Raw genomic sequence first — 26,626 nt, forward strand, 5'->3', positions numbered from 1 at the left:
CCGTGATTCGCGCATTGTTTGTCGGGCTCGCGCTTGCCGCGACGTCCGCTGCCGCCAGCTCTGCCGACGACAAACTCGCCTCGCTCGAAGCGCGTTGGCTCGACGGCGAAATGCGCTTTGCTCCCGAAAGCGCGACTGGCATCGGAGTCCACAAGTACGACAATCTGATCGGCGACCGCTCCGCTGCCGGACGCCATGCCAGCGCCACCGCCGAGCGCGGCTGGCTCGCGGAACTCGATCGGATCGATGCGAAGAAGCTGACCCGCGCGAATCAGGTCGATGCGGCGATGCTGCGCAATGCCCTGCGCTACAGCCTGTGGACCGACGCCACGCTGCAGAGCTGGGCGTGGGACCCGCAGATTTACAACGATGCTGCGGGCGGGTCGCTCTACAGCCTTGCCGCGCGCGATTTCGCACCGTGGCCGGTGCGGCTCAAGGCGGCGACATCGCGGATGAACCTGCTGCCCGGCATGCTTGCCGTCGAGCGCGAAACGCTCGTTCCCGCGCGGGTGCCGCTGATTCATGCCCAGACCGTCGCCAAGCAAAACAGCGGCATCCTCGACATCGTCAACGACATGCTCGTGCCGCATGAGGGCGAACTTGCGCCTGCCGACCGGGTCGCCTTCGACGAAGCGCGCGAGCGGTTGAAGCGGGCGGTCGCGCTCCACCAGCGCTGGCTCGATACCGTGCTCGTGCCGAACGCCAAGGGTGATTTCCGCCTCGGCGCAAAGCTGTACGACGCCAAGCTCGCCTTCGCGCTCGACTCGCCGCTGACGCGGGCCGAGATCAAGGCGCGTGCGACCAAGGCGCTGGCGGCGACGACAACCGAGATGGCGGTCCTCGCGCGCGGCGTGATTAAGGACAATGCAGCGATGTCAGACCACGACGTCATCGCCGCCGCGCTCAAGTTGACCTACGCCAAGCGGGCGCCGCGCGACGGGGTGATCGCCGAGGCGACGAAGGCGCTGGCCGAGGCGACCGCGTTCGTCCGCGCGAAGGACCTGATCACGCTGCCCGACAGTCCGGTCCAGATCATCACCATGCCCAAGTTCCAGCAGGGCGTTGCGGTGGCGTATTGCGATTCGCCGGGGCCGCTCGAGAAGAACCTCGGCACCTTCTTTGCGGTGTCGCCGATCCCCGACCAGTGGAGCGAGGCGCAGGCGACGTCGTTTCTCAGCGAATACAATGAGTACATGATCCGCGACCTCGCAGTCCACGAGGCGATGCCGGGGCATTACGTCCAGCTGGCGCACCAGAACGCCTATCCGTCGACGCTGCGCGCAGTGCTCGGGTCGGGGTCGTTCGTCGAGGGCTGGGCGGTCTATGCCGAGGGACAGATGGCCGACGACGGCTTCATGAAAGGCGATCCGTTGTACAAGCTTACCGTGCTCAAGATGCGGCTGCGGTCGATCTCGAACGCGCTGCTCGACATCGGCATCCATACCGAGGGCATGACCGAGAAAGCCGCGATGTCGCTGATGATGGACCAGGCGTTCCAGCAAGAGCGCGAGGCCGCCGGCAAATGGACTCGCGCCCGTCTCGGCTCGACCCAGCTGCCGAGCTATTTCGTCGGCTATAGCGAGCACACCGATCTGCGGGCTGCGGCCGAGAAGCGCCCGGGCTTTGCCGTCAAGAAATACCACGACGCGGTGCTCAGCTACGGCTCGCCCCCGGCGCGCTACGTCCGCGCGTTGATGTTCAACGAGCCGATCGCGCCGTGATCCTGAGCTTGGTCGTCGCGCGCGCTGATAACGGCGTGATCGGGCGCGACGGGGGCATGCCGTGGCACCTCCCCGCCGATCTACGCCACTTCAAGCGGCTGACGGTCGGCAAGCCGGTTGTGATGGGGCGGCGAACGTTCGAGTCGATCGGCAGGCCGCTGCCGGGCCGGCACAATATCGTCATGACCCGGTCGCACGACTGGACCACCGAGGGCGTGACGGTCGTGCCCAATCTTGCCGAGGCGGTCGCCGCCGCAGGGCTCCAGCAGGGCGCGCGCCCCGACGAGATCATGATTATCGGGGGCGCGACGATCTATGCCGAGGCGCTGCCATCGGCGCGGCGCATCTACCTGACCGAAGTTCATGCCGCGCCCGACGGCGACACTGTCCTGCCGCCGTTCGATCCCGCGGTGTGGCACGAGACCGCGCGCGAGGCGTATCCAGCCGAAGGCGACCGACCGGCATATAGCTTCGTCACGCTCGAACATTTAGCAGTCATACGACCCGGTCGGATCGCCTGACCGGGCGTGCGTTGGCCATCGCACGAGGTTTTGGAGCCGCCATGCCACGAATGAGTATCTACCTCGGGGTCGGCGCGATTGCGGCGTCCGCCACGATGCCTGCAGTCGCTGCAGTCCAAACGTTGATCAGCACTGTCGGCGTCGCCGATGCGAGCGGCCGCGCGACGATCGCGCTCAACTTCCTCAACGTTGGCGACGCGGTTCAGCATTTCGAGCTGCCGCCACGATTGGTGGCAGACCTTGCGGTCGGGGACCGGCACACGGCGGTGACGCTCGAGCGCATCGGGAGTGCCACCCCGCAAACGCTCGCAGCGGGGAGTTTCGTGCGTGCGGACTATTCCGCCTCGCTTCCCAACGGAGCCGACCGCGCGACGCTGTCGCTCGCCAGCGGTGCGGCCTTCGCGCTGTCGCTGCCGAAGGCGGGGAGAGATGCGCAACTCGCCGTCGGCAAGCCGGCGGCGCCGTTGATCCCCGCGCACGACCCCTCTGCACCCGTCGTTGTCCAGCAGAGCTTCAACTCGGCGCGCGCCGACACTGGCAACGCTTTCCTCGGCAATCTATCGGCGTATCTGCCGATCTATGCGGCCTATGGCCCCGGAACGAGCACCGCTGCCAAAATCCAGATCAGCTTCAAATACCAGCTGTTCGGCACCGCCGGCGCGACGGGGGCCGATCGGTCGTGGATCGACGGTTTGACCTTTGCCTATAGCCAGCGGCTCTACTGGGACCTCGGCGCGAAATCGGCACCGTTCCGCAACGTCGATTACAATCCCGAACTGATCTACATCGTCCCCGCCCCGGTTCGCCTCACCGGCGTCGCATTCGGCGGCCGCGGCGGCATTGCGCATGAATCGAACGGCCGCGACGGCACCGCCTCGCGCAGCACGAACTATGTCTATGTCCAGCCGATGGCGACACTGCCGATCGGCGATTACAAGCTGTCGGTTGGGCCACGGTTGTGGACCTATGTCGGCAACCTCAGCGACAATCCCGACATCGCCCACTTCCGCGGTAATACCGGGCTGTTCGCCGAGATCGGCCAAGACAACGGGCTGCGGGTCTCGACCAATACCCGGCTCAACTTCGCCAGCGGCAAGGGCGCAGTCGAGGCTGAGGTGTCGTATCCGATCAATCGCTGGATCAAGTCGCTCAACCTGTATGTCTTCGGCCAGGGTTTCAGCGGCTACGGCGAGAATTTGCTCGATTACAACCGACACGCAAACCGGCTGCGGATCGGCGTCGGCCTCGTCCGCTAGCGTGCGGTCTCGCGCGTGGTGCAGTTGACCGCGCCCAGGATCAGCGACTGCGGTGCTTGCAGGGATGACGGCCTCAATCTTGCTCGCTACAGAAACGCGATGGAGCGGATTTTCAGCGGCGCGGTGCCTCGCCATCTGCGCGGCGGCGTCGTCGCGCTCGGTAATTTCGATGGCTTCCACCGCGGCCATCAAGCGGTCGTCGGACACGCGCTCGACCGCGCGCGCGCCGAGGGTCGACCGGCGCTCGTCGCAACCTTCGACCCGCATCCGGCGGCGCTGTTCCGCCCCGACCTGCCGCCCTTCGCGCTAACGACGACACCGCAGAAGCTCGACCTGTTCGAAGCGTTCGGCATCGACGCCGCAGTGGTGATCGCCTTCGATCGCGCGCTCGCCGCACACAGCGCCGAAGCGTTCGTCGGCGACCAGCTCGCGGCGCAGATCGGCGCCGGCGTCGTCGTCAGCGGTGCGGACTTCACCTTCGGCGTGCGGCGGTCGGGGGACACCGCCGCGCTCGCCCGGATCGGTGCCGGGCACGGCATCGCTGCGGACGTCGTTGCCGCGGTGGGCGACGCGGGCGGCATCGTCTCGTCGAGCCGCATCCGCGACCACCTCCGCGCCGCCGATCCGGCCGCCGCCGCCGCATTGTTGACCCGCCCGTTTACGATTCGCGGCGTCGTCGAGCACGGAGCCAAGCTCGGCCGCACCCTCGGCTTTCCGACCGCGAACCTTGCGCTCGGTGGGTATCTCCGCCCGGCGTACGGGGTCTATGCCGTCCGCGTCCGCCTCGACGACGGCAGCGTGATCGACGGCGTCGCCAACCTCGGCATCCGCCCGATGATCGATCCGCCGCTCGAGGTGCTCGAGGTCAATTTGTTCGACTGGTCGGGCGACCTGTACGGGCGCACGATCGAGGTCGAGCTCGACGTCTTTCTCCGCCCCGAATGGAAACTTGACGGGCTCGACGCGCTGACCCGGCAGATCGCGGCGGATTGCGTTGCCGCGCGCGCGGCGCTGGCATCGGTTAAGCCGACAAGAAGCGCTTTCCTGCCCGATGGATCATCGGTTCGGGCGATCTCTGGGTGCCCGAGCTAATCCTGACTTCCGACGGCCGTGATGACCCGGGATCGGCACGGTGCAATCCATACGGCACCAGCTTGTCGAGCCACGTCGGAGCATGCTTGCCAGCTGCTGGCGCGCGTCTGGACACGATCACCCGTTCCCCCGCACCGTCTATCGCGACGCGGTCTCCCTGCCGTCTACGGCCTTCACGATAAAATCAACGACGGCGGCACCGTTGGCGGTGCCGGGATCGAGGATGTCGAAGTGATCGGCGCCGGTTGGAGCAAGCAGTTCGACTTTGTCTCCGGCAGCGCGTGCGGCGGTGACGTACGGCTCCATCAAGGCCCCAAGTTCGCCTTTCACGACATACTGGCGCACGCCCAACGGCAGATGGTCGGCTGGTTGCGCCAGCCGATATGCGTCGGGTTTTTCGGCCGGGGTGCCACCCATCAAGGGGATGATCGCCGGGTGGCCGCAGACCTCGCTGTCGACCCCGATGAACGGCGCGAGCGATGCCGGCCCATCAATGGCAACGACGCCAGCGAGCTTGATCGGATCGGTCCCGCCGACCGGGTCGTGAAGCTGCCGCCGCGAAGCCGCCCAGAGCGCGAGATGAGCGCCTGACGAATGTCCGACGACGATGACATTGCCGAGATTGAGCGGAAACTTGCCAGCGAGGACGCGGAGGTAATCGACGCCGTCGCCAACGTCCTCGAACGTTCCCGGCCAGCCGCCGCCCGGATTGCCGACCCGGCGATACTCGATGCTCCATGTCGCGATCCCGCGCTTTGCCAGAGCCGCGGCGAGGGCGGCCACGTCGGATGGGTCGCCGGTGTTGGCGTTCCAGCAGCCGCCGTGGATAAGGATCGCAACCGGAAACCGGCCCCTGCCGGCGGGCAATCGCAGGTCGCCGTGCCTGAAATCGCCCGAGCCATACGGACCCGAAAAATTCGGCTTGCTGGCAAGGGCCGCGGAAGCGGCCAATGCCTTGAACGACGTTCCATCGTCGGCACCAGCAGTGGTTGCCAACAGCAAGGCTAGCGCCGTCGCGATGTATCGCATGGAAGTTCCCCTCTTTTCCCCACGAAGACTTTAAGAGAGCGCGGTCATAAGTCTATCCGCTTTCAGGACGAACATGGCTCGTGCTTGTGACCGCGACCGGTACGCAAGCTGCCACAGGATATTTTGTCCTACAGAGCGCTACTTGCTTTAGCCTCTCCCCGGTCGCCGCTTGTTCTTGCTTATCGGTGGAGCGCTTTTTTCTCCCGCTGCAAAAGTGAAGGTCAAACTACAAGGCGTTTTGGCTGACCTTTCCCTTCGCCGAGGATTCGCCTCGGACACCCCGCCGCGCACGAGCAATTGCGCCGAGACACCGCGACGGTTAAACGGTCGGTCCAATGTCCGACTCCCCCGCTAGAGATTATCGCGACACGGTCTTCCTGCCGCGAACCGACTTCCCGATGAAGGCCGGCCTAAGCGCCGCCGAGCCCGCGTGGCTCGCTCGCTGGGCGGCCGAGGACGTGTACGGCCAGCTCCGCGCGCAACGCGCGGGACGGACACGCTTCATCCTCCACGACGGCCCGCCGTACGCCAACGGCGACATCCACATGGGCCATGCGATGAACAAGGTCCTCAAGGACCTGATCGTCCGCAGCCAGTCGATGCTCGGCAAGGATGCGCCATATATCCCCGGCTGGGACTGCCACGGCCTGCCGATCGAGTGGAAGGTCGAGGAAGCGTATCGCGCGAAGAAACTCGACAAGGATGCAGTCCCGGTTGCAGAATTTCGCGCCGAATGCCGCGCGTATGCTAGCGGCTGGGTAGCGACGCAGCGCGGCCAGTTCGAGCGTCTCGGCGTGATGGGCGACTGGGCCGACCCGTATCTGACGATGAACTATGCGAGCGAGGCGACGATCGTCGCTGAACTGCTCAAATTCGCCGCCAGCGGGCAGCTGTATCGCGGGGCCAAGCCGGTGATGTGGTCGCCGGTCGAAAAGACTGCGCTCGCCGAGGCCGAGGTCGAATACGCCGACATCGTCAGCACACAGATCGACGTGGCGTTCGAAATCGTCGAGTCAGCGTTGCCCGAGCTGGTCGGCGCCTATGCGGTGATCTGGACGACGACGCCGTGGACGATCCCGGTCAACCAGGCGATCGCCTACGGTCCGACGCTCGAATACACGCTGGTCCGGGGCAAGGACGACCGCCGCTATCTCGTCGCCACGCGCCTCCTCGACGACTTCTGGGCGCGGTCGGGGCTGATGCCGTCGGGGCTCGGCGCCTTGCTCGGGACCGACGCGCCGGTCATCGTCGCAACCGTCGACGGGGCGGGGCTCGCCGGCACCATCGGCCGCCACCCAATGCACGCGCTCGGCGGTTTCTTCGCCCGTCCGCGCCCGTTTCTCGCTGGCGAGTTCGTCACCGCCGACGCCGGGACTGGGCTCGTTCACATGGCCCCCGACCACGGCGAGGACGACTTCGACCTGTGCAAGGCGAACGGCATCGACCCGGTCTTCGCGGTCGAGGGCGACGGGCGGTATCGCGCCGACTGGGGCTGGCTGCCGGGGCAGGGCAGCGTCATCAACGCCAAGTTCAACGCCCCCGACGGCCCGATCTGCACCGACCTCCGCGCGGCGCATGCGCTGGTCGCAGCGAGCGCGGATTACGCGCACAGCTACCCGCATTCGTGGCGCAGCCATGCCAAACTGATCTTCCGCGCCACCCCGCAATGGTTCATCCCGATGGACGAGCCGCATCGCATGACGGTCGAGGCCGGCAGCAGCGGCGGTGCCGGGGGCAACTCGCCAACTCTCCGCGAAGTCGCCCTCGATGCGATCGAGCGGACCCGCTGGGTGCCCGAGCGGGCGCAGAATCGTATCACCGCGATGGTCGCGGGACGTCCCGATTGGGTGATCAGCCGCCAGCGCGCCTGGGGGGTCCCGATCACATTGTTCGTCGACCGGCGGACCGGCGAGTATCTCCGCGACGCCGCGGTCAATACGCGCATCGTCCAAGCCGTCGAAGCCGCCGGAGCCGATGCTTGGTGGGCGACCGACCCCGCCGCGTTCCTCGGCCCCGACCGCGACCCGGCCCACTACGAGCGGATCGACGACATCCTCGACGTCTGGTTCGACAGCGGCTCGACCCACGCCTTCGTCATCGAAGCGCGCTACGGCGAGGGCGTGCGTGCCGACCTGTACGTCGAAGGCTCGGACCAGCATCGCGGCTGGTTCCAGTCGTCGCTGCTCGAAAGCGCCGGCACACGCGGCCGGGCACCGTATGCTGCCGTGCTGACCCACGGCTTCGCGCTCGATTCGAACGGCAAGAAGATGTCGAAGTCGCTCGGCAACACCGTCGATCCGCTTAAGATCGTCGGTGCGCAGGGGGCTGACATCCTCCGCCTGTGGGTCGCGTCGACCGCCTATTTCGACGACGTCAAGATCGGCAAGGAGGTCCTGTCGGGCCAGACCGACGTCTACCGCAAGCTGCGGAACACGTTTCGCTACCTGCTTGGTGCGCTCGACGGCTGGGACGAGGCCGAGCGGGTGCCGGTCGCCGATATGCCCGAGCTCGAACGCTGGGTCCTCCACCGCGTCGCCGAGCTCGACACCGAGCTCCGACGCCATGTCGCCAATTTCGACTTCAACCCGCTGATGACCGCGCTCAACGCCTTCGCCAACCAGGACCTGTCGGCGTTCTACTTCGACGTCCGCAAGGACAGCCTGTACTGCGATGCTCCCGCCAGCCTCAAACGTCGTGCGTGCCGGACGGTGCTCGACACGCTGTTCCATGCCCTCGTCCGCTGGCTCGCGCCGGTGCTGGCGTTCACCGCCGAGGAGGTCTGGCGGACGCGGTTTCCGGACGCCGGGTCGGTGCATCTCGAGGAATGGGGTGATTATTCGGCGTGGCGCGACGACGCGCTCGGTGCGAAATGGGACCAGCTGCGCGCGCTGCGAGGGCTGGCGACGCTGGCGATCGAGCCCGAGCGCAAGGCTAAGACCCTGGGTTCCAGCCTCGAGGCCGACCTCGCCGTTCGCGCTTCGCCCGATGAAGCCGCCTTGATCGCCTCGGTCGACTTCCCCGAACTGTGCATCGTCGCGGGCGTCACCGTCGAAGTCGATCCGCATTTGACCGTTGGAGCCGCGGTGACAACATCGCGGACTGACCTGCCCAAGTGCGATCGTTGCCGCCGTTACCTGCCCGACGTTGTTCCCGAGACCGCGCTCTGCGGCCGCTGCACCGAGGTTGTGGGATGAGGCGGCTCGGCTATGCGATCGCGGTGCTGGTTTTCGTCCTCGACCAGCTCGCCAAATATTGGGTGACCGCGGTCCTCGACCTGCGCGACAGGGGCGTGGTTCCGCTTGTCCGCGGCTTCGACCTGACGTGGGTCGAGAACACCGGCGTGTCGATGGGGCTGTTCCGGGCTGATGGCGATCTCGGGCGGTGGCTGCTCGTCGGGGTGACGCTGGCGATCGCCGCCGGGGTCGCGGTATGGATCGCGCGCGAAGCCAGTCGCCCCGACACGATCGCGCTCGGGCTTGTCCTCGGCGGGGCGCTGGGGAACATCGTCGATCGGGTCCACTACGGCTATGTCGTCGACTTCTTCCACGCCTATTGGCACGACCATCATTTTTACGTCTTCAACGTCGCCGATGCGGCTATAACCGTCGGCGTCATCCTGCTGTTGGTGCGCGCTGCGCTCGTGCCGCAGCCGGCGAAACCGGTTTAGGAGTATCATCTGTGAAGTCTTGGCCGATCATCGCCGTCACGCTAGCCGTCGCCCTCGCCGGGTGCGCGCACCACAAGAACCGGATGTCGAACCGCAATGCGCCCGACGAGTTCGCCATCAGCCGCGCTGCCCCGTTGATCGTGCCGCCCGACTTCAGCATGGCGCCGCCGAAGCCAGGTGCGCCGCGCGCTCTCGCCGACGATGCCCAGGTCAACGCCGCCGAGGCGCTGTTTGGGCCGGGGGTCAAGATCACGCCGAAATCACCCGCCGAGATCAACCTGCTCGAAAAGGCCGGGGCGGCGAAGGTCGATCCCAACGTCCGCTCGAACGCGGGTGACCCCAAGACCCCGACGGTCAACAAGGGCGCGTTCCTGCGTGAGCTGATGGCGGCCCCGGTCGGAACCGCCAACGCCAAGGTCGCCGAGGTCAAGGTCACCGGCTAAACGCTATCTGATCAGCCGGCCGGCTATTTGAACAGGCCGCCAAGGATGCCGCGGAGCAGCTGCCCGCCGAGCTTGCCCGCCACCTGACGGCTGATCGACGTCGCCGCCGACCGTGCCGCCGACTCGAGCATCTTCTCGCCCAATGATTTCGGCTGCGGGCGTGCCGCGACTCGCGCCTGCACCGCATTGGCGCGGGCGAGGTCGGCATCGGCCTTGGCCTGCGCCTTGGCGGCAATCGCCGCGGCCTTTTCCTGCGCCGTCTGCGCCGCCGTCGCATCGGCAGCCGCCTGGGCCGCCGCCGACTTGGCGTTGAGGATCTCGTAGGCGCTCTCGCGGTCGACCAGTGTCTCGTACTTGCCGACGACGACCGACGTGTCGATCATGACCTTGCGTTCTGCAGGGGTGATTGGCCCGACGCGCGAGCGGGGCGGGGCGATCATCGTCCGTTCGACGGGTGACGGCGCGCCGTCGTCGCCGAGAGTCGACACCAACGCCTCGCCGACCTTGAGCTGGGTGATGACGGTGGCGACATCGACATTGGGGTTCGACCGGAAGGTCGTCGCGGCCGCCTTGACCGCCGCCTGGTCGCGTGGGGTGAAGGCGCGCAGCGCGTGCTGGACCCGGTTGCCGAGCTGGCCGGCGACGGTGTCGGGGACGTCGATCGGATTCTGGGTGATGAAATACACCCCGCAGCCCTTCGACCGGATCAGCCGGACGACCTGTTCGATCTTGTCGAGCAGCGCCTTGGGGGCATCGTCGAACAGCAAATGCGCCTCGTCGAAAAAGAACACGAGGGTCGGCTTTGCGGGGTCGCCGACTTCGGGCAGCGTCGTAAACAACTCACTGAGAAGCCATAGTAAAAACGTCGCATAGAGCTGCGGCGACTGCATCAACTTGTCGGCGGCGAGGATGTTGACCTGCCCACGGCCATTATCGTCGACCGCGATCATGTCGTGGATGTCGAGCGCGGGTTCGCCGAAGAAATTGCTTCCGCCCTGGCTGTCGAGCTGGAGCAACTGGCGCTGGATCGCCCCGACCGACGCGCGGGTGACGTTGCCGTATTTCGTCGCAAGTTCCTGCGCGTTGTCGGCGCAGTGCGCGAGCATCGCCTGCAAGTCCTTGAGGTCCAACAGCGCCAACCCGTTGTCGTCGGCGTATTTGAAGCAGATCGCGAGGACGCCCTCCTGCGTGTCGTTGAGATTCATCAGCCGCGCGAGGAGCAGCGGCCCCATCTCGGTGATGGTCGTCCGCACCGGATGGCCCTGCGTCCCGAACAGGTCCCAGAACACGACCGGGTTCGCCTCGAACCTATAGTCGTCGAGGCCGACCTCCTTCGCCCGCGCGACGGTCCATGCGGCATCGGCGCTTCCGGTCATCGCCATCCCGGCGATGTCACCCTTCACATCGGCAAGGAACACCGGCACGCCGTCGCGGCTGAAGCCTTCGGCGAGCCCCTGCAGCGTCACCGTCTTGCCGGTCCCGGTCGCGCCGGCGATCAGCCCGTGGCGGTTGGCGCGGCGAAGGACGAGCCATTGCGGATGCTCCTCGCCCTTACCGATGAAGATTCCGTCGGCCATGTATGCTCCCTCTTTGGTCGACGGACCCTAGCGGTGCTTGCTGCGGCGCGAAAGCCGGGTAAGCTGCCGCCGTAACGACTTGGGGGATACGACGGTGAAGCTGTTTTTGACGACGATGGTGCTGGCTGCAGGGATGATCGCGTCCGCAGCGAACGCCGCCGGGCCGTGCGGGGCCGACACGTTGGTGGCGATGCGGACGTCGGTGCTCAGCGCGACGGGGACGCCTGCGGGGTTTCTCGACGCGGTCAAGGATCACAAGGCGTGGTATGCCAGCCACGGGTTCAAGAACGACAGCTTTGTGACCTCCCCGGCGATCGTCGGCATCCGCGGGGCAATGCAGCCGTCATCGCGCAAGTACGTGACGTTCCACGTCTATGGCGGCCAGCAGGACCCCAAGCACGACGCCGCGTGGGACGCCTATGTCGCCAAGTACAAGGCAAACGCGACGATCGACAGCGAGGAGCGCTTCTGCCTGCCGAAGGGGGCGAACATCGCGGCGAAGTAGGGCGGGGGTCGGAATCGCGTCGCGCGGAAGGTTACACAAGTCCACGGAACGACCGGGGTTTCGCAGGCGCGTTAGGCCAAGGTCACACAGTTCGACGCGATCGGGTTTCTCCGTGGACTTCCGACGCGAAACACTGCGCTCCATGCCGTCACCCCGGCGAAGGCCGGGGCCCATTGTCACGCAAGCACCGAACTTCGCGTTGCGGGGATAGTTGGGCCCCGGCCTTCGCCGGGGTGACGGGAGGCACAGAAGGACTAGGCCTCTCGCGCACCGAGGGAAGGTTACACAAGTCCACGGAACGACCAGCTTTTTCACGCTGACGTCGCACGGAAGGTTACACAAATCCACACAACGACCAGGTTTCGCGCAATTGCGCCGCATGCGGAAACACCCTCGCGGCGGCGACGAGCAGGATGAGCCAACGATGAGAAAGAGCGGGCGTCACCGGCACTCCGGCGACACCCGCATCTTACTTCATTCGCTGCCCTGTAGGACAGCGAAGACGGGGGCTACTTGCCCTTCGGCGTTTCGAGCTTGATGCCGATGTAGCGCGGCGGGGTGGTGCCGCGCTGGACGAACATCAGCACGGTGTCGCGGCCGGCCTTTCGGGCCTCGCCGACTGCCGTCGCCGCTGCCGACGGAGTCGGGGTCGGCATCTGGTTGATCGACAAGATGACGTCGCCGCGCTGGAGACCGTTCGACGCGGCATCGCTGTTTGGATCGATCGCGGCGATGACCACGCCCGACACGGCGGCGCCGAGCTTGAGTTCGCTGCGGACCTGCGGGGTAAGCGGCGTCAGCGTGATGCCGAGGCTCTGGCGCGCGGCCTCGGCGCCGGGGGCCTGCGGCGGGGTCGCCGGGTTGTCGCTGTCGTCGGGCGTGTCGGTCGTGCCACGGAGAACCGATTCGACCGGGCGCTGGATCACGGTCGCCTGAAGCACGATCTGCTTTCCGCCCCGAATGATACCGACCGGCACGGTGCTGCCCGGCGTCGTGTTCGCGACGATGTAGCTCAGCGTGTTGTCGAAAGTGACGTCCTGCCCGGCGACCTTGACGACGACGTCGCCCTGCTTGATCCCGGCCTTGGCCGCGGGACCGGCCGGCTCGACCGAGGCGACGATCTCGCCATGATCCTTCGGCAAACCGAGCCCGGCGGCGATGCCGGCATCGACCGGCTGGATCTGGACGCCGAGATAGCCGCGCTTGACGCCCTTGCCCGCCATCAACTGCTCGATGACCGGACGTGCCTGCTCGGCGGGAATCGCGAAGCCGAGGCCGACGTTACCGCCGCTGGTCGAGAAGATCGCGGTGTTGATGCCGATGACATTGCCTTGGATGTCGAACAGCGGTCCGCCCGAATTGCCCTGGTTGATCGGGGCATCGGTCTGGAGATAACGGTCGTACTGGCCCGACTGGATATTGCGGTGAAGCGCCGAGATGATTCCGTGGGTGACGGTGCCGCCAAGCCCGAACGGGTTGCCGATCGCGATCGCCCAGTCGCCGACGCGGACCGTCTGGCTGTTGCCGAACTTGACGTACGGCAGGTTCTTGCCGTCGATCTTGAGCAACGCGAGGTCCGACAGCGTGTCACGGCCAACAACGCGCGCCTTGTATTCGGTACGGTCGGCGAGCGTCACGGTGATCGTCTCGACCGGCAGCTTGCCGTCGGTGCCGCCGCCCGAAATGACGTGATTGTTGGTCACGATGTAGCCAGTCGGATCGACGAGGAAGCCCGAGCCGAGCGAGGTCGCCTCGCGCGTTACCGGCTCGCCATCATTGCCCTGCTGCTCCTGAAAGCGCTTGAACAGGTCCTCGAGGCTGTTCGGCGCGCTGCCGCCCTGGCCGCCGCGCGAGAACTTGCCGACTTCGACCTTCTGCGTCGTCGAGACGTTGACGACGGCGGGGGCGAGCCGCGCGGTGAGGTCGGCGAAGCTGCGCGGCGCATCCATCGGACCGGCGACGTTCGCGGGAACCGCATTCTGCGCGGGAGGCGCTGCGGCGGGAGGCGTGGCGATTTGCGCACCGGCGGGCATCAGCACCGCGACGGCACCGCCAACGAGAACAAGCGCGGGAATGACACTGCGAACGATACGCACGGGGCGGTTTCTCCTATGACCCGTCACGGCGGGCTAACAGCGGGATAGATGCATTTCGGCAACACGCAAGCAAAAAACAATAGGTCGAACGATTGTTATCTGGCGTTCATTTTCGTCGCGTCACTTTTTCTGGCGTCCTTCGAATTCGCGGAGGAATTCATTGTTGGGCGACAGGATGACATTCGACGAGCCGTCCTTAAAGGTTTCACGATACGCCTGCATCGACCGGTAAAACGCGTAGAAATCCGGATCCTTGCCGAAGCTTTCGGCGTAAATTCGCGCGGCGTTGGCATCGGCATCGGCGCGAACGAGCTGCGCCTGCTTGTTGCCCTGCGCGCGGATCGTCAGCGCTTCCTGCGCGCGAGCCGACCGCATCCGGGTAAACGCCGACTCGAGCGGTGCGCCCGTCGGCAGGTCGGCGCGCTTGATCCGGACGTCGAGGATCTCGGCGCCATACTGCGCCGCCTGGCGGTTCACGCTGTTGCGGATATCCTCCATCAGCGTCGTCCGTTCGGGCGACAGCAGCGCGTCGAAGCGCTGGCGGCCGAGCTCGTTGCGGAGGCGCGAGGCGAGGATGCGCGCGAGCGCTTCCTTGACGTTATCCTCGGTGCCGACGGTCTGGTACATCCGCTGCGGGTTGACGATGCGGAAGCGTGCGAAGGCATCGACCACCAGCCGCAGTTGGTCGGTCGACAGCACCGTCTGCTGCGGCATGTCGAGGTCGAGGACGCGCTTGTCGATGTAAACGACGTTCTCGATGAACGGCACCTTCGCGACGAGCCCGGCATCGGTGTCGCCGAACTTCGCCTTCGGGTCGTAGGCGTTGACGATCCGCTCGGGCTTGCCGAGGCGCAGGACGATCGCCTGCTTGGTCTCCGGAACGGTGTAAAGCGTCGCGCTGGCCAGGATCAGCAGCGCGAACAGCAGCACGAGCCACGTGATGGGATTGCGGGTCAGGGCCATCTTACTTCGCCTGCGCGGTGGGAGCGGGGAGGGCGGCCGGGGCAACAGTCGTACGCGCCCGGCGCTGGATCTCGGCGAGCGGCAGGTACGTCTGGAAATTACCCGGTTCGACGACGGTCTTGTCGATCTTCGACAGCACGCTCTCCATTGTCTCGAGGTAGATGCGCTTGCGCGTCACTTCGGGCGCGAGGCGATACTGGGCGTAAACCGCGTCGAACTGCGCCGCCGACCCCTGCGCGACCGCGAGGAGCTGCTGGGCATATCCCTTCGACTGGTTGATCGCCTGTTGCGCGTCCTGCTGCGCCGCCGACACGTCCTTGAACGCCTCGTCGACCGCGGCGGGCGGATCGGCCTGCTTGATGTCGACGCCGCGAACGTCGATCCCGGCGCGATAGCTGTCGAGCAGCTCCTGCATCCGCTCGCGGACCTGCTCGGCGATCTGCGCGCGCTGCGGACCGATCGCATTGTTGAGCGTCGTGCTGCCGACTTCGGCGCGCATCGCCGCCTCGGCGACCTCGCGGATCGTCTGTTCGGGCTCGGCGAGCTCGAACAGGAACAGTTCGGGATTCTTGATCTTCCAGCGCACCGCATAAGCGATGTCGATGATGTTCTGGTCGCCGGTCAGCATCAGGTTTTCGGATGCGCCGTCGCTACCGCCAATATCGACCGAATTGACCTGCTCGACCTTGGGCTTGATGACGACGTCGATCGGCGCGGGAAGCTTGAAGTGGAAGCCCGGCCCGGTCGTCTCGACGTAGCGACCGAAGCGCATGACGACGCCGCGCTCCTGCGCCTGGATGCGATAGGTCGCGGTGGTGAACAGCCAGATGCCGAGGATGACCGCGGCGATCAGCAGCCACGGGATATTGCCGATCTGACGCCCGCCACCGGGGATCGACCCGCGCAACTTATCCTGGCTGCGGCGGATGAAGTCGTCGAAGTCGCCGCGTCCGGTCGGCCCGCGCCCGGGGGTCGGGCGCCGTGGCGGGCCTTCGCCCCACGGGCTCTTCGGGCCGCCGCCGTTATTGCCGCCGCCGCCGCCCGAGCCGCTTCCGCCGCTGCTGCCCCATGGGCCGCCGCCGCCCGAACTGTCGTTATTACTTGCGAGGGGCATGTAGTATCCGCCGAAAATTGCACGATCGTTGCGCACCTATATACGAAGCCCCCGCCGGGATTGCGAGATGGTCGCATCCGATCCACCACCGCGCCTATTCGACCCATGAAGGACCCGCCGTGACCGACCGCGAAGCCGTTGTTACCGCCCTCGCCGCAATTGCCGACCCGAGCGGGGGCGGCGACATCGTCGCAAGCGGTCGGGTGAGCGGGGTCGTCGTCAAAGCCGACGGCAGCGCCGGACTGGTGTTGTCGGTCGAGGCCTTAGCGCGCGACGTCGCCGAGCGGCTCAATGCCGCGGTCGAACTCGCGGTGCGCCGGGTGCCGGGAGTGACAGCGGCGCGGATCATCCTGACTGCCGAGCGCGACACCGCTCCCGCAGCGGCGGCGGACGTCCGCACCGGCCCGGTCCCCGGCATCCGCACGATCGTCGCGGTCGCGAGCGGCAAGGGCGGCGTGGGCAAGTCGACCGTCGCGGCGAACCTTGCCGTGGCGCTGGCGCGGCGCGGTCTATCGGTCGGGCTGCTCGACGCCGATATCTACGGTCCGTCGGTGCCGACGCTGCTCGGGCTGACAGGGCGCGGCAAGCTGGAGGGCAAGCGCCTCCAGCCGGCGGCGGCGCATGGCATCACCGCGCTGTCGATGGGAATGATGACCGATCCGACCAAGGCGATCATCTGGCGGGGGCCGATGGCGGCGTCGGCGATGATGCAGATGGTCGAGCAGACCGACTGGGGCGTGCTCGACACGCTCGTCATCGACCTGCCCCCCGGCACCGGCGATATCCAGCTGACGATGGCGCAGAAGCTCAAGCCGACCGGCGCGGTGATCGTCTCGACTCCGCAGGACCTCGCGCTAATCGACGCGCGGCGGGCGATCGCGATGTTCGGCGAGGTCAAGGTGCCGGTGATCGGGCTGGTCGAAAACATGAGCAGCTTCGTCTGCCCGGCGTGCGGCGTGCGGACCGACATCTTTGGGCATGGCGGCGCGGGAGTGGCGGCGGAAGCAGCGGGGATCGCCTTCCTCGGCGGCATCCCGCTCGACATCGCGATCCGCACCGCGTCGGATGCGGGTCAGCCCCCGGCGGCGGGGGAAGGGGCGCTCGCCGAGGCGTTTGCGGCGTTGGCGGAACAGGTTGCCGCCGGGCTTGGTTTGTAAACGCGAAGGAACCGAACATGCTGACCACCGACGCCCAAATTCGCGACCTGCTGACCGCCGCACGGACAGTCGCACTCGTCGGCATTTCCGACCGGCCCGACCGCGCGTCGAACCAGGTGATGAAGGTGATGCAGGACCATGGCTACCGTGTCATCCCGGTCAACCCGATGATCACCGGCGAACATATCCACGGCGAATATGTCTGGCGCGAGTTGAGCCAGCTCGGCGACCCGATCGACATCGTCGATATCTTCCGCAAGTCGTCCGAGGCCGGTGCTGCGGTCGATGCGGCGATCGCGGCCGGCGCAAAAGCGGTGTGGCTGCAACTCGGCGTGATCGACGAAGCGGCTGCCGCTCGCGCCGAGGCCGCCGGCCTTCAGGTCGTGATGGACCGCTGCATCAAGATCGAACTCGCCCGCCTTGGCGTCGAGCCGGTCGTTTAACCGCGCTTAGCGGTCGCTCGACGCGCTCTGGCCGATCGCCTCGGCATATCGCTGGTCGAGCACCGTGCGGCGGGTGTCGACATAGGTGCGATGGTCGTCGCTCAACGTTCCGCCATCGCCCGCTGCCAGCGATGAAGCTTCGTTCGCCAACGCCTTGAGGTCGGCGTGGTACAGCCGTGCCGCCTGCAGTGGCGAAGCGCTTGCGGGATAGACGTAGCGGAAACCGCGATCTCCCTCGGGCCCGCGAACATCGGCATTCACGACAGCCGGAGCGGCAAGTATTGCCAAGGTAATAACAAGACCAAAGTGGCGCATTACTGCCTCCTTCGTAAACATCCACTCCTCTAAACGATACGGTACCGGGACAGTTCCGGTGCCGCACCCCCTGTTGATGGTTTACGCGCGGCAAGGCATTGAGGCGCGCATGACCAGCTTGCGCCCAGAATATCCGCTCTACCTCGCCAACAAGGCGGTGCAGTCTAACACCGACCTGCCGGTGACCGACAAGTTCACCGGCAGGATCGCTACCCGCGTCGCGCTCGCCGACGCGGCGACGATCGACGCCGGCATCGCTGCCGCGCACGCCGCCGAAGCGCCGATGCGCGGAATGGCGGCATACGAGCGGCAGGCGGTGCTGATGCACTGCGTCAAGCGCTTCACCGAGCGCGCCGACGAACTCGCCTACGCTTTGTGCATCGAGGCGGGGAAGCCGATGCGCGATTCGCGCGGCGAGGTCGGGCGGCTGGTCGACACCTTCCGCATCGCCGCCGAGGAATCGGTCCGCATCACCGGCGAGGTCCAGCCGCTCGACATCTCGGCGCGGGCGAAGGGCTATCTCGGCATCTGGAAGCGCGTGCCGATCGGGGCGTGTTCGTTCATCTCGCCGTTCAACTTTCCCTTGAACCTCGCCGCACACAAGGTTGCTCCCGCGCTCGCAGTCGGCTGCCCGTTCGTCCTCAAGCCGGCATCGCGAACCCCGCTCGGCGCGATCATCATCGGCGAAGTGCTCGCCGAGACCGACCTGCCTCCCGGTGCCTTCTCGATCCTTCCGGCAAAGCGCGACGGCGCCGACCTGTTCACCACCGACGACCGGCTCAAATTGCTGTCGTTCACCGGCTCGCCCGGGGTCGGCTGGGACCTTAAGGCGCGCGCGGGGAAGAAGAAGGTCGTCCTCGAACTCGGCGGCAACGCGGCGGTGATCGTCGACCGCGACGCCGATCTCGACGACGCTGCCGCGCGCATCGTCTTCGGAGCATTCTACCAGTCGGGTCAGTCGTGCATCGGCGTCCAGCGGATCATCGTCCACGCCGACGTCTACACCGCATTCCGTGACAAGCTCGTCGGGCTGACGAAGGCGCTTGTTGCGGGCAACCCGCTCGATGAAGACACTTTCATCGGCCCAATGATCGACGTCGGCGAGGCCGAACGCCTCGACGGCTGGATCGCCGACGCGGTGGTGCGCGGCGCGACCTTGCTGTGCGGCGGCGGGCGCGACGGCACGATGCTCGCGGCGACCCTGCTCGAAGGCGTCGGGCGCGGCACCGACCTGTACCGCGAGGAGGCCTTCGGACCGGTCGCGATGCTGTCGTCGTTCACCCGCTTCGACGACGCATTGGCCGAGGTCAACGACTCGAAGTTCGGGCTCCAGGCTGGCGTCTTCACCCGCGACCTGTTCAACATGATGAAGGCGTGGGATGTCCTTGAAGTCGGCGGCGTCGTGATCAACGACGTGCCGAGCTACCGCGTCGACAACATGCCGTACGGCGGGGTCAAGGACTCGGGGCTGGGGCGCGAAGGGGTGAGGTTTGCGATGGAAGACATGAGCGAGATCAGGAACCTGGTGATCCGGCGGCGCGAGGGCGACAGCGCCTTCGAGCCGACGATATGAGCGGCTTTCGCGTCGCTTATTACTTCCCGGCAACGACCGGCAAGCTCCTCGCGACGATCCCCGGGGTCGCCTCGGTACAGGCGATCGAGCCGGCGCAGCGCTGGAACCTGCCGACCGATGTCGACGTGATCTTCGCTCCGCCCGATTTCGGCGACCTCGGTGAACACAATGCCCCACGCCCGATAGGCTGGCCGGGATCGATCAAGTTCGTCCAGATCGCTTCCTCGGGAACCGACGGGTATCCGCGCTGGATGTTCGACGGGCCGGTCGTCGCGACGTCCGCCGGGACCGCCGCCCCGCCGATCGCCGAATATGTCCTCACCGCGATGCTGATGCATGAGAAGCGCCTGCCCGCAATGTTCGCGCGGCCCGGCGACGCCCCGGTCACCCAGACCGGCATGATGGCCAACCCGCTCGGCAGCCTCGAAGCGAAGACGCTTGGCCTGCTTGGCGTCGGGCATATCGGTACCGAGGTCGCACGGCTGGCACAGGTTTTCGGCATGAAGATCATCGCACATCGCCGGTCGACCGCCGCCGCGCCCAACCCGGCGATGACGCTGGTTTCGCTCGACGAACTCCTCGCGCGTGCAGACCATCTCGTCCTCGCCGCACCGATGACGCCCGAGACCGCCGGGGTGATCGGCGCGGCGGCGCTGGCGAAGGTCAAGCACGGCGTTCACATCGTCAACATCGCGCGCGGCGGGCTGATAGACCAGGCTGCGCTCGCCGCCGCGCTCGACCGCGGCCAGGTCGGCGGCGCGACGCTCGACGTCACCGACCCCGAGCCGCTGCCCCCCGGCGATCCGCTGTGGACCGCGCCGAACGTCCGCATCACCGACCATATTTCGTGGAGTTCGGCGGGGACGCCGCGGCGCATCTTCGCGCTGTTCGCCGACAATCTCGGGCGGTTCGCGAAAGGCGAGCGGCTGATCAACCAGCTCGACTGAATTCAGACGTCTGCGAGCGCGAGTCGCGTGGGTCGGCGGCTTGAATCCGTCAAATTTGGTGAAGAAATTGTTAATAACTGCCGGTCGCGCTCGTCCCGACCGGCAAAGCAAGTCATTGCGATTCCTCGCAGTATTTGAAGCGCCGATTTTTACGAACTTTCGTCACTATACAGTCAAGAGACAGTCTGTCAGCCTTTCCATCACGCCAATGACTTGGGTGCGGCCACTAGCGGCCGGTTTCGGGGGAGACTGTCGATGGCAAATGCACCTATTCCGCGTCCGCATGGCGGCGTTCGCGGCGCTAATCTGTCGCGAAGCTCGGTGCTGTTCGGTGGACCGTTCGGGCGCATGTTCCGCGCACTTCCCGCCGCCGATTACGGCCCCGACGACCAGACCAGTATCCATGCTCTGACCAAGCTCGCCGCCGGGATGCTTGCCAAGCACGAAGCCCCGTTCGACGGCCCCGATCCCGAGGAGGGGGGCATCCCCGCCGCCTATACTTATTTCGGCCAGTTCATCGACCACGACCTGACCTTCGATCCGGCGAGCAGCCTGCAAAAGCAGAACGATCCCGACGCTTTGGTCGATTATCGCACGCCGCGATTCGACCTCGACAATCTTTACGGGCGCGGTCCCGACGACCAGCCGTATCTCTATGCCGACGGGCTGCGCTTCAATCTCGGCCGCCCGCTGACCGGCGCCGCGCATAACCCCCGGGCGCAGGACCTGCCGCGAAGCACCCCGTCGCCGACCGCGAGCAACCCGCACCCGAACAAGCGGGCGATCATCGGCGATCCGCGCAACGACGAGAACGTGATCGTCTCGCAGCTGCAGGGGCTGATGCTCCGCTTCCACAACCGGATGGCGGGGCTGATCGGCGACTTCGCCGAGACGCAGCGCGCGGTCCGCTGGCATTACCAATGGGTCGTGCTCAACGACTTCCTGCCGGCGATCATCGCCCCTGCGGTCCTCGCCGAGGTGCTGCCGCATCTCGCCGTGGGGACCGATCCGGTCACCGATCCGCCGAAGCTCAAATTCTATCACGCCCGCGACGAGGCGTTCATGCCGCTCGAATTCTCGGCAGCGGCGTACCGCTTCGGGCATTCGATGGTGCGCCCCGAATACCAGCTCAACGAGACGCTGCCGAAGTCGCATTCGATCTTCGCCGGCGATTCAAACCATCCCAACCTGCGCGGCTTCCACGAATTCCCGGCGCAATGGGCGATCGACTGGCGCTTTTTCGTCGACCTCGAGCCGATGGACTATGGCGACGCCGACAACCTGCCCGACCCGCGCAATAAAAAGCGCCTGCAGCTGGCGTACAAGATCGACACCTCGCTGGTTAATCCGCTCGGGCATCTGCCGAGCGACATCGCCGCCCACCCGCATATCCTCGCGCTGCGCAACCTCGAGCGCGGCTGGCGGATGCGGCTGCCGAGCGGGCAGGCGGTTGCCCGCGCGATGGGGGTCGTGCCGCTGACCGACGCCGAGATCATCATCGGCAAGTTCACCGGCGACCCCGCCGACACCGTCGGGCCGATCACCCAGTTCGGCATCGTCGACGGCGTGTCGGCGTTTGCCGGCAACTGCCCGCTGTGGACGTACATCCTGGCCGAAACGGTCGAGACGACGATGACCGTCGCGACGACGCAGGGCGACCAGGCGATCAAGACGCGCCAGCTCGGCGAAGTCGGCGGCCGCATTGTCGCCGAGACGATGGTCGGACTGCTGCTCACCGACTCGAGCTCGTACCTCGCCCAGAATCCGCGCTGGACCCCCGACGCGGCGCTGATGCGGAACGGCAAGTTCGGGTTGGCGGAGCTGATCGCGGCGGCGCTCAACGATTAGGGGCCGCCGCCCGCTCCATTCCGTCACCCCGGCGCAGGCCGGGGCCCAACTCGCCCCGCAACGCGCAGTTCGGTGCTTGCACGACCATGGGCCCCGGCCTTCGCCGGGGTGACGGGACTAAGCATTAGATAATGACTTGAATCCCAACCCGACCGCCAAATCTTCCCACCGCGGGTTGAGCTCCTCGATCACCCGAACCTTCCACGCCCGCCGCCACTCCTTCATCGCTTTCTCCCGCGCGATCGCCGCAACGATGTTCGAATGCGTCTCAAACCAGACGAGTGAATGGACGGAGTACTGCTTGGTAAATCCGTCGTGGACCGCGTTGCGATGCTCCCAAATCCGTCGGATCAGGTCGGAGGTTACGCCGATATACAACGTACCGTTGCGGCTGGAGGCGAGCATGTAGACGTCACCGCCTTTCTCCGTTCCGGACATTGATGCCCCCCCCCTTTTAGTCCGTCACCCCGGCGAAGGCCGGGGCCCAACTCGCCCCGCAACGCGCAGTTCGGTGCTTGCACGACCGTGGACCCCGGCCTTCGCCGGGGTGACGGCTCGGTAGTGTGACCCCCCTACGCCGCACGTTGTCCCTTAAGTCCGCACCCCCGCGATCCACTCGTCGCCAACCCGCTGCAGGATATCGAGCGGCACCCGCCCGCAGCCGAGCACCGCGTCGTGGAACGCCTTGATGTCGAATTTCGCCCCCATCGCCGCCTTCGCTTTGGCGCGGATGCCGGTGAAGACGGTGTGGCCGAGCTTGTAGCTGCACGCCTGCCCCGGGTTGGTGCAGTAGCGCTCGACCTCGCGGGTGGCGAAGCCGCGCGCCTCGCCTTCCTGCGCGACGAAATAGTCGATCGCCTTCTCGCGGCTCCACTTGAGATGGTGGATGCCGGTGTCGACGACGCAACGGTTGGCGCGGAACAGCTGGAACTTGAGGTAGCCGAGGCGTCCGAGCGGGTCGTCGTCGTACATCCCGATCTCGTCGGCGAGCTGCTCGGCGTACAAGGCCCATCCTTCGCCGTACCCTGAGAACCCGCCCGTCTTGCGGATCAGCGGCAGCTTGTCGTTGCCGAGCGCAAGTCCGCCCTCGAACTGGTGCCCCGGCAGGCCTTCGTGGAACACCGTCGTCGACAGGCAGAACTTCGGCCATTCGGCGCTGTCATGGAGGTTGAAATAGACCAGCCCGGGACGCGAGCCGTCGAGCGGCGGCGACTGGCTGAACGCCGATGCCGCCCCGGCCTCGGTCGCGGGGGGCACGCGGCGGACCTCGAACTTATACTGCGGGATGCGGCTGAACACCGTCGGCAGCCTCGGGCGGATTTCGTCCAACCGCTTGTTGCAATAGGCGATTTCCTCGGCCTTGCCCGCGTCGGTGTTCGGGTACAGCTGCGACGGATCGGCATACAGCGCCGCCATCCGCTCGCCGATCGTGCCCTTGGTCATCCCCTGCTTCGCCAGTAGCCCGTCGAGCCGCGCGCTGATCTCGCGCGCCTGCGCCAGCCCGATGTCGTGGACCTCCTGCGGCGAATATTTGGTCGTCGTCGTGTTGTGGAGCGCGACGGCATAGAACTCGGCACCCTGCGGGAACTGCCACACTCCGGCGTCGTGCTTCGCGTGCACCCGGAGCGCCTTCGCCTCGGCAATTTGCCGGTCGAGCGCGGGGAGCACCTTGTCAGTGTAGATTTTCGCGGCGTCGGCGGCGTAGCGATCACCGAGTCCCTTCGCCGCCGCGCGCTTCGCGATCGATGTAACGACAAGCGCCTCGCTCGCCGGAACGCGCAGTTTCTCCATCTGCGTCAGCGTCGTATCGAGCAGGAAATCGGGCGGCGACACGCCGACACCGGCATCGTGCTTCATCCGCATGGTCTGGTCATCGAGTTGGGTCGCGAACGCCGACAGCCGCGACAGATACGCGTCGGCGTCGCCCGCGGTGTCGATCCGATGCTTGGTGTCGAGGAAGTCCGGGACCGACTGATACGCCCCGGTCTGCTGGCTGACGACGTAGGGGGACGGCCCGTAGCCGCCGCCGCCGAAGTCGAACGCCTGCACCGCCGCGCCCGAGTCGCGGGTGTATTTGACGACGTCGTAGTTGAGCCGGTCGTCGGGGTTCAACCGGTTGCGGTCGATCATCGCGAGGCGGCGCAACTGGTCGCGCGTCGCCGCCTTGTCGGCCGCCCGCCCGGCATCCGATGCGTCGGACAGCTTGCCCTTGAGATCGGCATTCGCCCCCTTGTCGAGCCTAAGCTGCGTCGCGCTCTCGGGCCGCTCGCGGAGGTTCTCCTGGAAGAATGCATCGAACAGCGTCGCGAGTTCAGCCGACGGCGCGGCGCTCGCTGCGGCCGGGGCGGCAAGCGCGGCGCGAAGGGGAAGCGCGGTCGCCGCCCCCGCAGCAGCGGAGGTCAGCAGGAAGGCGCGGCGGTCGAGCATCGGTGTCCCCTTGGGCTGGTTAGTCGGGCCGCGATGATTCGCGTGCCAATCTGGTGCAATCGGGTCGGAAGTTGACGAACCTGACGCCACGTCGAACCGAAACACCTCCCCCACGCGGTCGCCGTGAGTAGCGGGCGCGAGGACAAAGGGCGGTTCGTGGCCATCGAGAGCGAGCCTATGCCGTTGACGATGGTGTAGGACAGCGAAAAATGTTGGGAGCTGTCAGGTCCCGGCCGGCTGCATAACCGCCGACAGTAGAGCTATAACAAATTGAGTTGAGGGAGTTCGGGCCGCACTTGGATGACGCCGTTGATGAGCCATTGATCTAAACGCCGCTTGTGAGTTCCCATCGCCAACACGATGCCCTTGGCCGGCAACTCCGTTCCAAACTTGTGTTGCATCCAATCAAGCGCCTGAGCCTCTGACTGGAACTCTGCACGACGACGCAAAAAGGTCGCCTCGGTCTCCCAGTCTTGACAAGTTCCAGTGTGAACGCCGTCGTCGTCACGATAAGTATATTTGAACGAGAATGGTGACCCCTCCGGTGCTACGCTTTCCGAAAGCTGAAACATGTCACCTTGTTCGCGGATCGCCTTTCGATTGGCGGCTTCTCGACCAATCTCTTCGCTCGTACGCCGTTCAATTCGAAAGTCGATGACGTCCATTTTCAAGAGAGCAAGACTACGTCCAGCTTGTGATTCCGCCTTCAAGCTAGTGGATTGATTCTAACGTTTGGTGCCCTCGCCTGACGGCGGCGATGATTTCGTCTGGATCGGCGCGCCAGACGAAGGGTCGGGGCTGCTGATTGTGCTCCTTGATGAAGCGGTTGATAGCGGCCTGGAGGTCGACAACGGAGCAGAAGACGCCGTTTTTCAGGCGCCGGCGGGTGAGCTTGGCGAAGAAGCCCTCGACGGCGTTGAGCCACGAACACGACGTCGGCACGAAGTGGAACGTCCAGCGCGGATGCCGGGCCAGCCAGGCGCGGACTTTGGGCTGTTTGTGGGTAGCGTAATTGTCGAGGATGACGTGGACGGCCTTGTCGGGCGGCAACTCGGCCTCGACGGTGTTCAGGAAGCGGATAAACTCCTGGTGCCGATGGCGCTGCATGTTGCGCCCGATCACCGAGCCGTCGAGCACGTTCAACGCCGCGAACAAGGTCGTCGTGCCGTTGCGCTTGTAGTCGTGGGTCATGGTCGCACCCCGGCCGCGCTTGAGCGGCAGCCCCGGCTGGGTGCGATCGAGCGCCTGGATCTGGCTCTTCTCGTCCACGGACAGCACGATCGCGTGCGCCGGCGGCGAGACGTAGAGGCCGACCACGTCGTGCAGCTTCTCGGCAAAAGCCTTGTCGTTGGACAGCTTGAAGCTCCGCCAGCGGTGCGGTGCCAGGCCATGGTCGTGCCAGATCTTGACGACCGAGGACGCAGCGATGCCGACCGCCTTGGCCATCGCGCGGACTGTCCAGTGCGTCGCTTCATGGTCGGGTGGTGCGAGGGTCAACGCCACGATCTTGTCGACCAGCGCAGTCTCGAGCGGCGCGATGCCCGGAGGTCGGGTCTTGTCGCGCAGCAAGCCATCGACGCCTTCGGCCATGAAGCGCTCCTGCCAGCGCCACACGCAGGTCTTCGACTTGCCCGTCGCCGCCATGATCGCAACAGTGCCCAGGCCGCCCGCTGTCAGGAGAATGATCCTGGCCCGCCACACGTGCTTTTGCGGGGAGCCGCGCGCCGCGACAATCGCTTCAAGCCGAGCCTTGTCCGAGGCCGTGACCTCGATCCTGATACCAGTGCGCATCCCCCAACGTCGCACGTTCGACCGTCGCCGGGAATCCCCAACAGGACTCGTCCGTCCCGATCAATCCACTAGTGACAGAAGTTCGATGAATTAGCGGCCCTCGCTCGGCAATCGGCAGACTTCCAGCGATCTCGATCGAAC

At 66.1% G+C, this 26,626-nt stretch carries 23 protein-coding genes; 13 read left to right on the top strand and 10 right to left on the bottom strand.

Annotated features, from left to right (window positions below; all coding sequences use genetic code 11):
• The first annotated feature begins 2 nt into the window (after positions 1-2).
• From KZX46_RS09210 to KZX46_RS09225, 4 genes are all read left to right on the top strand, one after another.
• Positions 3-1,721, top strand: coding sequence for a DUF885 domain-containing protein (locus KZX46_RS09210; protein WP_219776331.1), 1,719 nt, complete (start codon positions 3-5; stop codon positions 1,719-1,721).
• Positions 1,721-2,242 (top strand): dihydrofolate reductase, encoded by a 522-nt coding sequence (locus tag KZX46_RS09215; RefSeq protein WP_219776928.1) that lies wholly within the window; start codon positions 1,721-1,723, stop codon positions 2,240-2,242. Before KZX46_RS09210 ends, KZX46_RS09215 begins: the two co-directional genes overlap by 1 nt.
• Before the next feature lie 41 nt (positions 2,243-2,283).
• Complete coding sequence (locus KZX46_RS09220) at positions 2,284-3,498, top strand: phospholipase A (protein WP_219776332.1); 1,215 nt, start codon at positions 2,284-2,286, stop codon at positions 3,496-3,498.
• Positions 3,499-3,597: 99 nt separating this feature from the next.
• Positions 3,598-4,590: a bifunctional riboflavin kinase/FAD synthetase gene (locus KZX46_RS09225; protein ID WP_219776333.1), complete on the top strand. Its 993-nt coding sequence runs from the start codon at positions 3,598-3,600 to the stop codon at positions 4,588-4,590.
• A 138-nt stretch (positions 4,591-4,728) separates the two neighbouring features.
• Here the strand turns inward: KZX46_RS09225 and KZX46_RS09230 are convergent, their stop codons facing one another.
• Positions 4,729-5,619: an alpha/beta hydrolase gene (locus KZX46_RS09230; protein ID WP_219776334.1), complete on the bottom strand. Its 891-nt coding sequence runs from the start codon at positions 5,617-5,619 to the stop codon at positions 4,729-4,731.
• A 335-nt stretch (positions 5,620-5,954) separates the two neighbouring features.
• Here KZX46_RS09230 and ileS point away from each other — a divergent pair, with 335 nt between their 5' ends.
• Genes ileS through KZX46_RS09245 form a run of 3 tightly spaced genes read left to right on the top strand, consistent with a single transcriptional unit; the run spans position 5,955 to position 9,729 of the window.
• The gene (gene ileS / locus KZX46_RS09235; RefSeq protein ID WP_219776335.1) at positions 5,955-8,813 is read left to right on the top strand and encodes an isoleucine--tRNA ligase; all 2,859 of its coding nucleotides are present in this window, start codon (positions 5,955-5,957) and stop codon (positions 8,811-8,813) included.
• Positions 8,810-9,286 (top strand): signal peptidase II, encoded by a 477-nt coding sequence (lspA, locus tag KZX46_RS09240; protein ID WP_219776336.1) that lies wholly within the window; start codon positions 8,810-8,812, stop codon positions 9,284-9,286. Before ileS ends, lspA begins: the two co-directional genes overlap by 4 nt.
• Positions 9,287-9,297: 11 nt before the next feature.
• On the top strand, positions 9,298-9,729 hold the full coding sequence (locus KZX46_RS09245) for a DUF3035 domain-containing protein (RefSeq protein ID WP_226896199.1): 432 nt from the start codon (positions 9,298-9,300) through the stop codon (positions 9,727-9,729).
• 23 nt (positions 9,730-9,752) lie between these two features.
• Here the strand turns inward: KZX46_RS09245 and KZX46_RS09250 are convergent, their stop codons facing one another.
• Positions 9,753-11,306, bottom strand: a complete 1,554-nt coding sequence (locus KZX46_RS09250) for a helicase HerA-like domain-containing protein (RefSeq protein ID WP_219776337.1) — start codon at positions 11,304-11,306, stop codon at positions 9,753-9,755.
• Between the two features lie 94 nt (positions 11,307-11,400).
• Between KZX46_RS09250 and KZX46_RS09255 the strand changes: the two genes are divergently transcribed.
• Positions 11,401-11,811: a hypothetical protein gene (locus tag KZX46_RS09255; RefSeq protein WP_219776338.1), complete on the top strand. Its 411-nt coding sequence runs from the start codon at positions 11,401-11,403 to the stop codon at positions 11,809-11,811.
• 509 nt (positions 11,812-12,320) lie between these two features.
• On the opposite strand, the gene KZX46_RS09260 is transcribed toward KZX46_RS09255, so the two are convergent.
• From KZX46_RS09260 to hflK, 3 genes are all read right to left on the bottom strand, one after another.
• The gene (locus KZX46_RS09260) at positions 12,321-13,844 is read right to left on the bottom strand and encodes a Do family serine endopeptidase (RefSeq protein WP_370647551.1); all 1,524 of its coding nucleotides are present in this window, start codon (positions 13,842-13,844) and stop codon (positions 12,321-12,323) included.
• 183 nt (positions 13,845-14,027) lie between these two features.
• The gene (hflC, locus tag KZX46_RS09265; RefSeq protein WP_216708920.1) at positions 14,028-14,870 is read right to left on the bottom strand and encodes a protease modulator HflC; all 843 of its coding nucleotides are present in this window, start codon (positions 14,868-14,870) and stop codon (positions 14,028-14,030) included.
• A gap of 1 nt (position 14,871) precedes the next feature.
• Positions 14,872-15,984 carry an FtsH protease activity modulator HflK gene (gene hflK, locus KZX46_RS09270; RefSeq protein ID WP_216708921.1) on the bottom strand — a complete coding sequence of 371 codons (1,113 nt, stop codon included), beginning with the start codon at positions 15,982-15,984 and terminating at the stop codon, positions 14,872-14,874.
• A 119-nt stretch (positions 15,985-16,103) separates the two neighbouring features.
• Between hflK and KZX46_RS09275 the strand changes: the two genes are divergently transcribed.
• Together KZX46_RS09275 and KZX46_RS09280 are read left to right on the top strand one after the other, a co-directional pair.
• Positions 16,104-17,141 (top strand): Mrp/NBP35 family ATP-binding protein, encoded by a 1,038-nt coding sequence (locus tag KZX46_RS09275; RefSeq protein WP_226896200.1) that lies wholly within the window; start codon positions 16,104-16,106, stop codon positions 17,139-17,141.
• 17 nt (positions 17,142-17,158) lie between these two features.
• Positions 17,159-17,584: a CoA-binding protein gene (locus KZX46_RS09280; protein ID WP_219776340.1), complete on the top strand. Its 426-nt coding sequence runs from the start codon at positions 17,159-17,161 to the stop codon at positions 17,582-17,584.
• Between the two features lie 6 nt (positions 17,585-17,590).
• On the opposite strand, the gene KZX46_RS09285 is transcribed toward KZX46_RS09280, so the two are convergent.
• Positions 17,591-17,899, bottom strand: a complete 309-nt coding sequence (locus tag KZX46_RS09285; RefSeq protein ID WP_219776341.1) for a hypothetical protein — start codon at positions 17,897-17,899, stop codon at positions 17,591-17,593.
• A gap of 109 nt (positions 17,900-18,008) precedes the next feature.
• Between KZX46_RS09285 and KZX46_RS09290 the strand changes: the two genes are divergently transcribed.
• The 3 genes from KZX46_RS09290 to KZX46_RS09300 all read left to right on the top strand — a co-directional run bounded on the left by KZX46_RS09290 (position 18,009) and on the right by KZX46_RS09300 (position 22,267).
• Positions 18,009-19,472, top strand: coding sequence for an aldehyde dehydrogenase family protein (locus KZX46_RS09290; RefSeq protein WP_219776342.1), 1,464 nt, complete (start codon positions 18,009-18,011; stop codon positions 19,470-19,472).
• Entirely contained in the window at positions 19,469-20,419 is a 951-nt protein-coding gene (locus tag KZX46_RS09295; protein ID WP_219776343.1) for an NAD(P)-dependent oxidoreductase, read from the top strand. Before KZX46_RS09290 ends, KZX46_RS09295 begins: the two co-directional genes overlap by 4 nt.
• Before the next feature lie 255 nt (positions 20,420-20,674).
• Complete coding sequence (locus KZX46_RS09300; RefSeq protein WP_219776344.1) at positions 20,675-22,267, top strand: heme peroxidase family protein; 1,593 nt, start codon at positions 20,675-20,677, stop codon at positions 22,265-22,267.
• A gap of 117 nt (positions 22,268-22,384) precedes the next feature.
• Here KZX46_RS09300 and KZX46_RS09305 read toward each other — a convergent pair whose 3' ends face one another.
• The 4 genes from KZX46_RS09305 to KZX46_RS09320 all read right to left on the bottom strand — a co-directional run bounded on the left by KZX46_RS09305 (position 22,385) and on the right by KZX46_RS09320 (position 26,485).
• A complete protein-coding gene (locus tag KZX46_RS09305; protein ID WP_219776345.1) occupies positions 22,385-22,705 on the bottom strand; it encodes a GIY-YIG nuclease family protein in 321 nt (106 codons plus the stop codon).
• A gap of 153 nt (positions 22,706-22,858) precedes the next feature.
• Positions 22,859-24,694, bottom strand: coding sequence for a DUF885 family protein (locus KZX46_RS09310; RefSeq protein WP_219776346.1), 1,836 nt, complete (start codon positions 24,692-24,694; stop codon positions 22,859-22,861).
• Positions 24,695-24,954: 260 nt separating this feature from the next.
• Positions 24,955-25,359 carry a hypothetical protein gene (locus tag KZX46_RS09315; protein ID WP_219776347.1) on the bottom strand — a complete coding sequence of 135 codons (405 nt, stop codon included), beginning with the start codon at positions 25,357-25,359 and terminating at the stop codon, positions 24,955-24,957.
• A 46-nt stretch (positions 25,360-25,405) separates the two neighbouring features.
• A complete protein-coding gene (locus KZX46_RS09320; RefSeq protein ID WP_219774168.1) occupies positions 25,406-26,485 on the bottom strand; it encodes an IS630 family transposase in 1,080 nt (359 codons plus the stop codon).
• Between the last annotated feature and the right edge of the window lie 141 nt (positions 26,486-26,626).

It is taken from the genome of Polymorphobacter sp. PAMC 29334 (assembly GCF_019431245.1).
Taxonomy (GTDB): domain Bacteria; phylum Pseudomonadota; class Alphaproteobacteria; order Sphingomonadales; family Sphingomonadaceae; genus Polymorphobacter_B; species Polymorphobacter_B megasporae.